Raw genomic sequence first — 10,909 nt, forward strand, 5'->3', positions numbered from 1 at the left:
TAAGCGCTTTTCTCCTTTCAGCCTTTGGAATTGCCTGGAATGAACCGCGCGACCTTGCTGCCCAGCTTCATCAGCGTGACGAGGGTCGGCTTCGGCAGCGTGCGCACCTGGTCGTACCAGTCGCCGAGCGTGGAGATGAACTCGTGCATGCGCACGATTCGCTCCCGCACCTGGGGCGGCGCGGCGTCGTCGCGCGACAGGCGGGCCGCGAGTTCGCCGAGCAGCGCCACGGTGGGGTCCACCTCGCGGCGCTTCCGCTCGGCAACGATGCGCATCAGCATCTCCCAAAGGTCGGTCTCGGCGACGAAATGGTCGCGCCGGTCGCCTTCGACATGAACCCGCCGCACGATGCCATAGCCCTGCAGCTCCTTGAGCGCGTTGGACACGTTGGACCGGGCGAGCGCGAGCTGGTCGACGATCTCGTCGGCCGGGAGCGGGCGGTTGGAAAGATAGAGCAAAGCATGAACTTGCGCGACCGACCGGTTCACCCCCCATTGGGTTCCCATCTCTCCCCAATGAAGGATAAAGGCCTTGGCGTCTGGGTGATCGGTCAGTTTCATCGGATATTTCTGTAATGACAGAAATTGCAGTCGTCAACTATGCAAGAGCTGCCGCGTCGGTCCTTTTTCCGGCCGCGCTGCTCGCTGGCCTGAGCTATTGGCCGGCATCGCATCTGGGTCTCGATCCGGTGCTGCTGACCGTCTGGAAAGGCGCCGGCGTGGCATTGCTTGCCGCGTGGGCGGCAGCGCGGGCGCGCAGCCCTGACGGCTGGCTGCTGGTTGCGGTGCTGTCGCTGGGGGCGGCGGGGGATGTTCTGCTGGAGGTGGCGCGGCTGGAGATCGGGGGCGGCGTGTTCCTCGCCGGGCATGTCGTTGCGATCGTCTTGTATCTGCGCAACCGGCGGGCCGGTGCGGGCTGGTCGGCGCTGCTGCTTGTGCCGGCGGTGGTTGCCCTCTCCGCGATGTGCCGGCGGACCGGTCGGCGGCGCCCGGCGTCGCGCTTTACGGGGCAGGCGTGTCCGCTATGGCGGCGTGCGCGCTGATGAGCCGCTTTCGACTGGCCGCCGCAGGCGCGCTGATGTTCGTCGTGTCGGACCTGCTGATCTTCGCACGGCTGGGGCCGCTTGCCGGATCGTGGCTGCCGGCGTTGCTGGTGTGGCCGCTCTATTTCTTCGGCCAGGCATCGATCGCCTGGGACGTGGGGGCGCGGAGCCGCAGCTAGCCGGCGATCCTGCGCACCAGTGCGAGCACCGCGAGCGCGATCGGCAGCAGCACGATCGCCCAGATCAACAGATTGCAGACCCGCACGAAAGTCGGCGATTCATCGAAACCGGCATGTTCTTCCAGGATCACCGGCCGCTGGCGACGGAGCCGGTCTTCGGCCTCGAGCTTGGCGAGATGGCGTCGGGCGCGGTCGAGCTCGCGCTGAAAGGCCGACGGGCCCGATGGCGACGAAAAATCCGTGCCGTCCGGAGTCGCTGCTCCCGGGCCCAGATTGGCGGCAGGAACTTTCCCCAAAGCGTCCTCCCTGTTGATTCCCCTGTTGCGCAAACGACTGTGGCACAAGATGTTTCCCCAGGTAAAGGGCAGGAGGCCAGGCATGCGCGTGTTCACGATCGGCTATGAAGGCGCGACGGTGGACGAGGTCCTGTCCGCGCTGGCACGGGCCGGCGTCGAGCAGGTTGCCGACGTTCGCGCCATCGCGGCCTCCCGGCGACCCGGCTTTTCGAAAACGTCGCTGGCGGCCAGCCTGGCCGAGGCGGGGATCGGCTATCGGCATCTGCGCGCGCTCGGCACGCCAAAGCCCGGCCGCGATGCCGCGAAGAAGGGCGATCGTGCGACGCTGGAGCGGGTCTATGCCGGGCAGCTGGAGCTGCCGGAGGCGCGGGCTGAAGCGGCAGCCCTGGAAGCGATAGTGAAGGACAAGCCGACCGCGCTGCTCTGCTTCGAGCGGGATCCGGCGATGTGCCATCGGACGCTGCTGATCGCTGCGGCAATGCCGCAGGCCGAAGTCACCGACCTGTTCGCCGCCTGACCACCAGGCAAGTCAACGCCCGTTCGTTGCCGATCGCCGTTAACGTGCCGCACGGGGACAGATTGAATTCGCTCGATTTAGCGGCTCGCAACCGGCGCCGAATTGAGGCAGAATGCGCGGCACGGAAACGCTTCACCGAGGGGGTGGAGGAGCGCCGCCGGACCCTGAACCGGCGGCGCTTTTTCGTCATTCGTTGCCGCTGATGAAGTCGCCGAGCGCGCCCAGCGCCGAGCCTTCGCCGCGGTTCTGGCCGCCGCGGCTGCCGGCCGCCGCCAGCATCCGCCCGGCAAGGCGGGAGAAGGGCAGCGACTGGATCCAGACCTTGCCGGGCCCGGTCAGCCGCGCGAAGAACAGGCCTTCGCCGCCGAAGAAGGTGCTGCGCACGCCGCCAACCGTGATCAGGTCGAAATCGACGCCCGGCGTGTAGGCGGCGAGGCAGCCGGTATCGACGTGCAGCTCTTCGCCCGCGCGGAGCTCGCGCTCGACGATGGTGCCGCCCATCTGCACGAACACCCAGCCGTCGCCTTCCAGCCGCTGCATGATGAAGCCTTCGCCGCCGAACAGGCCGGTCAGGATTCGGCGCTGGAAATGCACGCCGATCGACACGCCCTTGGCGGCGGCAAGGAAGCTGTCCTTCTGGCAGATCAGCTCGCCGCCGAGATCGCCGAGTTTCAGCGGCAGGATCGCGCCGGGCGTAGGAGAGGCGAAGGCGACGCGCGCCTTGCCGGAACCGCGATGGGTGAAGACGGTGGTGAACAGGCTTTCGCCGGTGACGAGGCGTTTGCCGGCGCCGAGCAATTTGTCCATGAAACCGCCGCCCTGGCCGCCGCTGCCGTCGCCGAACACCGTCGTCATCTCGACGGACGCATTCTTCCAGACCATCGCGCCGGCCTCCGCCACCGCGCTTTCGCCCGGATCGAGCTCGATCTCGAGGAACTGCAACTCCTCGCCCTTGATCTCGAAATCGATATCGTCGGCGATCCCGGACTGGCGGCGATGCTCCCACGGGCTTTGCGGCATATGTGCTCCCTCCCTCAAATCGATGACGGGCCAGAGCTACTTGACGCGCCTGGCCGAGATGATGCGGATGCGCTGCTTGATGACCTGGTTCTTCATCGCGCCGCGGCCGCGGCCGATCCAGGTCGGGGCGGCGAGGATCTTCTTCACCACGCCCATGCCGCTGACGACGTGACCGAAGGCCGCATAGCCCGGATAATCGCCGCGCGCATCGAGCGACGGCTGCGCGCCGACGCAGATGAAGAAGTCGCCCATCGCCGTCCCCGGCGCATTTCGCGCCATCGAGATCGTGCCGTCGACGTGCTTCAACCCGGTCTTGCTGGTCGGTTCGTGGTCGATCGAGAAGAAGGCGCGGCGCATATTATGATCGATGCCGCCCTGGATCAGGCCGAACTGCGGTGCCGATGGCGAGCGTGCCGCGCGGTAGAAGGTCGTGCCGTCGAACTTCCCTGCCTCGACATAGTGGAGGAAGTTCTTCGACGTGATCGGCGCCTGCTTGTCGGCCAGCTCGACGACGATGGTGCCGAGCGTCGTCTTGATCGCGACCCGGGGCGCCGCGAGCGCAGGGGTAGCGATCAGGGCAAGGATCAGGGTGAGCAAACGCAACATTGATTTTGGATGACCTTTCGCACCTGAACCCGTCACGAACAAAGGCCTCAGGAGTCCTGCTCGCCTGTGTCGGACGGATCGCCGTCCTCCTCGCCCGAGGCCAGATCCTCGCCGATGGTCGCGCCGGTGTCCGGATCGGTTTCGCGGGTTTCCTCGAAGCCTTCCTCGTCCTCCGTCTCGTCGATCCGTGCCGCGGCGACGACACGTTCGTCGTCGGCGACATGGAAGAGGCGGACGCCCTGGGTGTTGCGGCCGATCACGCGGACATCGCCCACGGTCGTGCGAATCAGTTTCGCCTGGTCGGTGACGAGGATGATCTCCTCGCCGTTCCGCGCCGGGAAGCTGGCGACGACGTCGCCATTCCGCTCCGACATCACGATGTTGGTGATGCCCTGGCCGCCGCGGTTGGTGCGGCGATATTCATAGGCGGAGCTCCGCTTGCCATAGCCGTTGGCCGTGACGGTCAGGATGAATTCTTCCTTCTCCGTCATCTCCGCGAAGCGTTCGGGCGAGAGCGACGGCTCGCCTTCCTTTTCGGCCTTCCACGGGGCGAAGCGGAGATAATCCTCCTTTTCCTCCTGCGTCGTGCCGACGCGCTTCAGGATCGACAGCGAGATGACCTCGTCGCCTTCGGCCAGGCTGATGCCGCGCACGCCGGTCGACGTGCGGCTCTGGAACTCGCGCACCGCGGTGGCGGGGAAGCGGATCGCCTTGCCGCCGCGGGTGGCGAGCAGCACGTCGTCGCCTTCGGTGAGCAGTGCTACGCCGATCAGGCGGTCGGACATGTCTTCCTCGTCGCCATTCTCGTCGGTGCCGAAGCGCATCGCGATCTTGCCGGCGGTCGGGATGTTCCTGAACGCGTCCATCGAGTTGCGGCGAACGGCCCCGTGCGCGGTCGCGAACAGGATGTGGAGCTCGCCCCAGCTTTCCTCGTCCTCGGGGAGGGGCAGCACGGTCGCGATCGTCTCGCCTTCGGAGAGCGGCAGCAGGTTGACCATCGGCCGCCCGCGCGTCGCCGGCCCGCCCTCGGGCAGCCGCCACACCTTCATCCGGTAGACGCGTCCGAGCGTCGAGAAGAACAGCACCGGCGAATGGGTCGAGGTCACGAACAGCTCGGTGACCGCATCCTCTTCCTTGGTCTGCATCCCCGAGCGGCCCTTGCCGCCGCGCTTCTGTGCGCGGAAGGCGTTCAGCGGCGTACGCTTGATATAGCCATCGAGCGTGACGGTCACGACCATGTCCTCGCGCTCGATCAGATCCTCGTCCTCGATGCCGTCAAAGGCGGGCGCGATCTCCGTCTTGCGCGGGGTGTCGAACTCGGCGGCGACGGCCTCGAGCTCGGTCCGCATCACGCCGTAGAGCTTGGCGCGGTCGCCCAAAATCTCGAGCAGCGCGCCGATGCTGGTCGCGAGCTCCTGCAGCTCCCCGCCGATTTCGTCGCGGCCAAGCGCGGTCAGCCGGTGGAGGCGGAGGTCGAGGATCGCGCGGACCTGGGCGTCGGAGAGGCGGTAAATGTCGCCTTCGACCTCATGCTCGATAGCTTCGACCAGGCGGATATAGGGTGCGATCTCGGCGATCGGCCATTCGCGATTGAGCAGCGAGGCGCGGGCCTCGGCCGGGCTCGCCGATGCGCGGATGATCCGCACGACTTCGTCGAGATTGGTGACCGCGATGACGAGGCCGAGCAAGATGTGCGCCCGCTCCCGCGCCTTGGCGAGCTCGAACTTCGAGCGGCGGGTGATGACCTCTTCGCGGAACTTCACGAAGGATTCGATGATGTCGCGGAGGTTCAGCGTCTCCGGCCGGCCGCCGCGGATCGCGAGCATGTTGGCGGAAAAGCTCTGCTGGGCCGGCGTGTGCCGCCACAACTGGTTCAGCACCACATCGACCTGGGCATTGCGTGCCAGGTCCATCACGATGCGGACGCCAAGCCGGTTCGATTCGTCGCGGATATCCGAGACGCCTTCGATGCGCTTGTCCTTGGCGGCCTCGGCGATGCGCTCGACCAGCGCGTTCTTGCCCTGCTGATAGGGAATCTCGGTCAGCACGATCGAGCGGCGGTCGCCGCGGCCTTCCTCGATCGTGTGGCGCGAGCGGACGATCACCGAGCCGCGACCGGTCGTATAGGCGTTGCGCGCGCCGCCCTGGCCGAGGATGATCGCGCCGGTCGGAAAGTCCGGCCCCGGCACATATTGCATCAGCTCTTCGGCCGTCAGCGCGCCGTTGTCGATGAAGGCCAGGCAGGCGCGGATGACCTCGCCCAGGTTATGCGGCGGGATGTTGGTCGCCATGCCGACGGCGATGCCGCCGGCGCCGTTCACCAGCAGGTTCGGGAAGCGCGCCGGCAGCACCTGCGGCTCGCGTTCCGACGCGTCATAATTGGGCTGGAAGTCGACCGTATCCTTGTCGAGATCGTCGAGCAGCGCGTTCGAGACCTTGGCGAGCCGCGCTTCGGTGTAACGCATCGCCGCCGGATCGTCCGGGTCCATCGACCCGAAATTGCCCTGGCCGTCGATCAGCATCACCCGCATCGACCAGTCCTGCGCCATGCGCGCGAGGGTGAAGTAGATCGCAGCGTCGCCGTGCGGGTGGTATTTACCCATCACGTCGCCGACGATGCGGCTGCATTTGCGGTAGGGCCGGCCCGCGACATAGCCGGCTTCCTGGCAGGCGTAGAGGATACGGCGGTGGACGGGCTTCAGGCCGTCGCGCACGTCGGGAAGCGCGCGCGCGACGATCACGGACATCGCATAGTCGAGATAGCTCGACTTCATTTCGTCGACGATGTTGACGGGTTCGATGTCGCTGGACGGGGCAGAAGGCGGCGGCAGAGTGGCCAAGAGTTCGTTCCGGTGATTGCTGGTGAGGCGCAGGACGCGCCGGATCGGATCGTCCTAGCGAGGCCTGTCCGGAAACGCCACCCCGCGCACGCGCGCACGCGCGCGAGAGCTGTGGACAACCCCGCGATATGCGCAGCCGGCCCTATTTCGATCCGGCGAATGCGTCAAAGCGGGTTCAACCCGCGTTCAGTGGCGAATCGGTAAATCGCTTGTCGATCCCGCCGCTTGTCCGGCGGTAGACCGGAGTATAGGGGGGCGAAGAGCGACCCCGTTCGCCGGAGTGTCCCCCTCGAGAGGAGAGCGTTGTAATGAAGGTTTCAAAACTGGCGCTGGGGCTGGCGCTGGCCGCCGGCTTCGGCATGGCGGCGCCGTCGATCGCCAAGGACAAGAAGGAAAACACCGAGGCGGCGAAATTCTCGCCGGAGCTGAGCAAGGGCTTCCGCAACGCAGTGCAGCCCTTCCAGAAGGCGCTGTCGGCCAAGGATTATGCGACGGCCCAGTCGCTGCTGCCGGCAGTGGAGGCCGCGGCCTCCGCGCCCGACGAGAAATATTATGTCGGCCAGTTCAAGATCGCGCTGGGTCAGGGCCTCCAGAATCAGGAGCTGATGAAGGCAGGCGTGATCGAGGCGCTGAATTCGGGTTCGCAGGGCGTCGAGCCGGACCGCGGCAAATTCTCGTGGTATGCGGGCCAGTTCGCGTTCCAGTCGAAGGACTATCCGACTGCGATCCAGTATCTGACCGCTGCGAAGACCGCCGGCTATCAGCCCAAGGATGCGAGCGGCCAGCCGGACTCGAACTTCCAGATCATGCTGGCGGAATCCTATTTCCAGACCAAGCAGGTCCCGCAGGGCATGGCCGTGCTGGAAGAGGCGATCAAGAGCGAGGAGGCCGCCGGCCGCAAGGCTCCGCAGTCATGGTACGGACGCGCGGCGTCGATCGCCTATCAGTCGAAGAACATGGCCGAGGCCGCCAAGTGGACGCGGGCGCAGGTCGCTGCCTATCCCACGCCCGAGAATTGGCGCAGCGCGCTGGTCATCTTCGGCGATTCCAACCATTTCGACGACCAGACCCAGCTCGACCTGCTGCGCCTGAAGCGCTTCGCCGGCGCGCTGGCGGGTGAGCGCGACTATTACGAATATGCCGTTCTGGCCGACAAGGTCGGTCTGCCGGGCGAAGCCAAGGCGGTGGTCGACGAGGGCCGGGCCAAGGGCGCGTTCGACGCCAGCAGCAAGGCAATCAATGAGATCGGCGCCGCTGCCGGGGCCAAGGTGACGGCCGACAAGGCGTCGCTCGCCGGCTCGGAAAAGAGCGCGGCGTCAGCCGCCAACGGCCGCGTGGCGCTCGGCACTGCCGACGCCTATTTCGGCTATGGCGACTATGCGAAGGCTGCCCAGCTCTATCAGCTGGCGCTGCAGAAGGGCGGGATCGACGCGAACGTCGCCAATCTGCGGCTCGGCGAGGCGCTCGCAAAGACTGGCCAGATGGCCCAGGCAAAGGAGGCTTTCGCGAAGGTCACCGGCCCGCGTGCCGAGCTCGCGCAGTTCTGGTCGCTCTGGGCCGACCAGAAGGCCGGCGCAGCGGCCTGATCAGCCGCCGCGATCGAACGAAGGAGCAGCCCCGGCGATTGGTACGCCGGGGCTGTCTTTCGATGTGCGGATGGTGAGCGAGGTCTTGACGCTCGCCACGTTGGGCGCGGTCGTCAGCTCCGATGTCAGGAAATGCTGGAACGACTGAAGGTCGGGTGCGACGATCTTCAGGATGAAATCGATCTCGCCGTTCAGCATGTGGCACTCGCGCACTTCCGGCAGCCCGGCGACATGCTCCTCGAAGGCGCGCAGCTCATGCTCCGCCTGGCTTTTCAGGCTGACCATCGCGAACACGGTGATGCCATAGCCGAGCGCGGCCGGGTCCAGCCGGGCATGATAGCCGCGGATCACGCCCGCCTGCTCCAGGCTGCGGACGCGGCGCAGGCAGGGCGGGGCGGTCAGTCCGACTCGCGCCGCCAGGTCGACATTGGTCATCCGCCCGTCCTCCTGAAGGGCGGACAGGATTTCGAGATCGACCGCGTCGAGTGATTGGGCCGTCATGCGCAACACCTCGCGAGAATTCCGACGGCCGCTTATAAGATAATTGCCCTGACCCGCAATTGTCTCACTTTGTTACGTTCATCTTTTCGGGTCTGTCAGCGTCCTTTAGAGCGCGCTATCCCAGCCGCTCGGGGGAGGAAAGGCGCCGGTGCGATTCGACGACAGGCTTGCGACGGCGCTCGGCCAGCCGGCAGAGGTTCCTGCCGCGCGCCAGGCGATCTGGCGCCAGCTCGTCGACCTGCTCGGCCAGGATCATGACGAGGAGTCGCCGCTGCGCGCCGCCGCTTTCGACCGGCTGCGGCAATGGCGCGCCGACGTGCCGATCATCGGCCGCCAGAGCGCGGGGATGCTGCTGCTGGGCGACCAGCCGGTCCCGACGGACCTGATCGAATTCTTCGCCGAAGACGCGACGGTGGTGTTCGCGCCGCTGCTGGCCGGAGTCGAGCTGCCGGGCAAGGTCTGGCGCAAGCTGATCCCGCGGCTGTCCCCGGTCGCCCGCGCGCTGCTCCGCCATCGCCGCGACCTGCCGAACGGGGCGCTGAGAGCGCTCGAGGCATTCGGGCAGGCCGATCTGGTGATCGAGGGACCGGTCGCAGAGCCTGAGCCGGCCGCCGAACCGGAGCCCGTGCATCACGAGAATGCGGAGCACGCGCACCACGAGCATTATGCCGCGCCCGACATTCGCGAGCTGCGGGCACGGATCGAAGCGTTCCGTGAGCGGCAGCTCCATGCCGAGCAGGCGGAGCCGACCGAATTCCGCTTCGAAACCGGTGCGGACGGCGTGATCCGCTGGTGCGACGCGGCGGGGCGGGGGGCGATCGTCGGCCTGTCGATCGCCGATGCGGCGCCGGGGCAGGCACACGGCGTCGACGGACAGGCCGCCGGTGCCTTTCGTCGCCGTGCGCCGTTCCGCGATGCGCGATTGACCGTCGCCGAAGCGGGCAAGGCAGGCGGCGCCTGGTGCATTTCGGGGGTGCCGATCTTCGATGCCGCGACCGGGCGCTTCACCGGCTATCGCGGCACCGCCCGCCGTCCGCGTGTCGGCGAACGCGCGGAGAATGTCGGGCTGCTCGGCTCCGTGCTGTCGGGCGACTCGCTGCGCCAGCTTGCGCACGAAGTCCGCACGCCGCTGAACGCGATCGCGGGTTTTGCCGAGATGATCGAGCGCCAGATGCTTGGCCCGGCGCCGCGCGCCTATCGCGAGCGGGCGACGACGATTTTGGAAGAAACGCAGCGGCTGCAGGACGTGCTCGACGATCTGAACGAAGCGGCCCAGCTCGACGGCGGGTCCGCGCCGATGGCGGCTGCGGAAGTCGATTGCGCGATGCTGCTGGCGCGCGTCACTGCCGCGCTCGGGCCGCTGGCGGCGGAGAAGGGGGTGACGATCGCGCTGGCGATCGCGCCGCATTGCGCGTCGGCGCTGATCGATCCCGCGGCGGCGGAGCGGATGACGACACGGCTGGTGAGCGCGGCGATCGGCCTCGCGCGGCCCGGCGAACGGATCGCGGTCGAGCTTTCGCCCGGCGACGGGGCGAAATCGGAGACCTTGCTGTCGGTCGAACGGCCGTCGCTGGTGGCGGGGCAAGCCGAATCGGACCTGCTCGAGGCCTGCGACATCCCCGGCGAGGAAGGCGCGCCGCCGCTTCTGGGGCTGGGCTTCACCCTGCGGATGGTGCGAGGCGTGGCGGAAAGCTGCGGCGGTGTGCTGGTGATCTCGCCCGACCGCTTCCGTGTCCGCCTGCCCGCAACCGCCGCACAGCAGGCGCCGGCCGAAACCGGCCAGGCCGTGAATGGCGGGCCGCAGCCGCTTGCCTAGCCGCCTGCGGCTCCGCTATCGCCCGCCGGCCGGGCGGGGCCTGTAGCTCAACGGTAGAGCCAGCCGCTCATAACGGCCAGGTTGGGGGTTCGAATCCCTCCGGGCCCACCATCCCGCCGGCCAAAGCTGCAGCGGAGCTGCAGCCGGGCTCAAGGCGGGATCGGCCGGCCTCGCTAAAGCGAGGACCGACGGCGTGGCTGCGCCATGCCGCTTGTCGGAAGAAAGTGAAGCCGCCGCGGCAAAGCCGCGCCGTCGGTCCTTGCGAAGCAAGGCCGGCCGGCCGCGTTGCGTCGTCCAGATAGCTCCGCTATCTGCCGCGCACCACGGCGTCGGGGAGTAGCGCAGCCTGGTAGCGCATCTGCTTTGGGAGCAGAGGGTCGCAGGTTCGAATCCTGTCTCCCCGACCATCCGGATCGAATTACGACTGGCGGCCCGCGTGGAACAGCCGGAGTTCTTTAGCGGTCGGCCTTGGGTGCTCTCGAGATTAAGAGAGTGACACTATAAAG

9 protein-coding genes, 2 tRNA genes and 1 pseudogene are annotated in these 10,909 nt (G+C 67.2%); 6 read left to right on the top strand and 6 right to left on the bottom strand.

What is annotated here, in order from left to right:
• Positions 1–17: 17 nt before the first annotated feature.
• Positions 18–560, bottom strand: a complete 543-nt coding sequence (locus VFT73_RS12365) for a GbsR/MarR family transcriptional regulator (RefSeq protein ID WP_326411549.1) — start codon at positions 558–560, stop codon at positions 18–20.
• A 14-nt stretch (positions 561–574) separates the two neighbouring features.
• Here VFT73_RS12365 and VFT73_RS12370 point away from each other — a divergent pair.
• Positions 575–1,221: pseudogene (locus VFT73_RS12370) on the top strand (lysoplasmalogenase family protein).
• Here the strand turns inward: VFT73_RS12370 and VFT73_RS12375 are convergent.
• Positions 1,218–1,517 (bottom strand): hypothetical protein, encoded by a 300-nt coding sequence (locus VFT73_RS12375; RefSeq protein ID WP_326411552.1) that lies wholly within the window; start codon positions 1,515–1,517, stop codon positions 1,218–1,220. The pseudogene VFT73_RS12370 and the gene VFT73_RS12375 overlap by 4 nt on opposite strands.
• 82 nt (positions 1,518–1,599) lie before the next feature.
• On the opposite strand from VFT73_RS12375, the gene VFT73_RS12380 reads away from it, so the two are divergent.
• Positions 1,600–2,034: a DUF488 domain-containing protein gene (locus tag VFT73_RS12380; protein WP_326411554.1), complete on the top strand. Its 435-nt coding sequence runs from the start codon at positions 1,600–1,602 to the stop codon at positions 2,032–2,034.
• A 186-nt stretch (positions 2,035–2,220) separates the two neighbouring features.
• On the opposite strand, the gene VFT73_RS12385 is transcribed toward VFT73_RS12380, so the two are convergent.
• From VFT73_RS12385 to gyrA, 3 genes are read right to left on the bottom strand one after another with little or no spacing between them, the layout of a single operon-like run.
• The gene (locus VFT73_RS12385; protein ID WP_326411556.1) at positions 2,221–3,054 is read right to left on the bottom strand and encodes a TIGR00266 family protein; all 834 of its coding nucleotides are present in this window, start codon (positions 3,052–3,054) and stop codon (positions 2,221–2,223) included.
• A gap of 36 nt (positions 3,055–3,090) precedes the next feature.
• Positions 3,091–3,660, bottom strand: a complete 570-nt coding sequence (locus VFT73_RS12390) for a peptidylprolyl isomerase (RefSeq protein WP_326411558.1) — start codon at positions 3,658–3,660, stop codon at positions 3,091–3,093.
• Between the two features lie 47 nt (positions 3,661–3,707).
• The gene (gyrA, locus tag VFT73_RS12395; protein ID WP_326411560.1) at positions 3,708–6,500 is read right to left on the bottom strand and encodes a DNA gyrase subunit A; all 2,793 of its coding nucleotides are present in this window, start codon (positions 6,498–6,500) and stop codon (positions 3,708–3,710) included.
• Between the two features lie 308 nt (positions 6,501–6,808).
• Here gyrA and VFT73_RS12400 point away from each other — a divergent pair, with 308 nt between their 5' ends.
• On the top strand, positions 6,809–8,086 hold the full coding sequence (locus VFT73_RS12400; RefSeq protein WP_326411562.1) for a hypothetical protein: 1,278 nt from the start codon (positions 6,809–6,811) through the stop codon (positions 8,084–8,086).
• On the opposite strand, the gene VFT73_RS12405 is transcribed toward VFT73_RS12400, so the two are convergent.
• Positions 8,087–8,587, bottom strand: coding sequence for an Lrp/AsnC family transcriptional regulator (locus VFT73_RS12405; RefSeq protein ID WP_326411564.1), 501 nt, complete (start codon positions 8,585–8,587; stop codon positions 8,087–8,089).
• A gap of 148 nt (positions 8,588–8,735) precedes the next feature.
• Between VFT73_RS12405 and VFT73_RS12410 the strand changes: the two genes are divergently transcribed.
• The 3 genes from VFT73_RS12410 (at position 8,736) to VFT73_RS12420 (ending at position 10,810) form a co-directional block, all read left to right on the top strand.
• A complete protein-coding gene (locus VFT73_RS12410; RefSeq protein ID WP_326411566.1) occupies positions 8,736–10,403 on the top strand; it encodes a HAMP domain-containing sensor histidine kinase in 1,668 nt (555 codons plus the stop codon).
• A 36-nt stretch (positions 10,404–10,439) separates the two neighbouring features.
• Positions 10,440–10,514, top strand: a tRNA-Ile gene (locus VFT73_RS12415).
• A gap of 219 nt (positions 10,515–10,733) precedes the next feature.
• Positions 10,734–10,810 (top strand) — tRNA-Pro (locus VFT73_RS12420).
• The last annotated feature ends 99 nt before the right edge of the window (positions 10,811–10,909 follow it).

The sequence above is a fragment of the Sphingomonas sp. genome (genome assembly GCF_035758555.1).
Lineage (GTDB): Bacteria > Pseudomonadota > Alphaproteobacteria > Sphingomonadales > Sphingomonadaceae > Sphingomonas_B.

What these genes read in the sequence shown, in the direction of transcription:
- VFT73_RS12365 (WP_326411549.1), bottom strand. Translation starts at nt 560, where the DNA reads ATGAAACTGACCGATCACCCAGACGCCAAGGCCTTTATCCTTCATTGG.
- VFT73_RS12380 (WP_326411554.1), top strand. Translation starts at nt 1,600, where the DNA reads ATGCGCGTGTTCACGATCGGCTATGAAGGCGCGACGGTGGACGAGGTC.
- VFT73_RS12385 (WP_326411556.1), bottom strand. Translation starts at nt 3,054, where the DNA reads ATGCCGCAAAGCCCGTGGGAGCATCGCCGCCAGTCCGGGATCGCCGAC.
- VFT73_RS12390 (WP_326411558.1), bottom strand. Translation starts at nt 3,660, where the DNA reads ATGTTGCGTTTGCTCACCCTGATCCTTGCCCTGATCGCTACCCCTGCG.
- VFT73_RS12400 (WP_326411562.1), top strand. Translation starts at nt 6,809, where the DNA reads ATGAAGGTTTCAAAACTGGCGCTGGGGCTGGCGCTGGCCGCCGGCTTC.
- VFT73_RS12405 (WP_326411564.1), bottom strand. Translation starts at nt 8,587, where the DNA reads ATGACGGCCCAATCACTCGACGCGGTCGATCTCGAAATCCTGTCCGCC.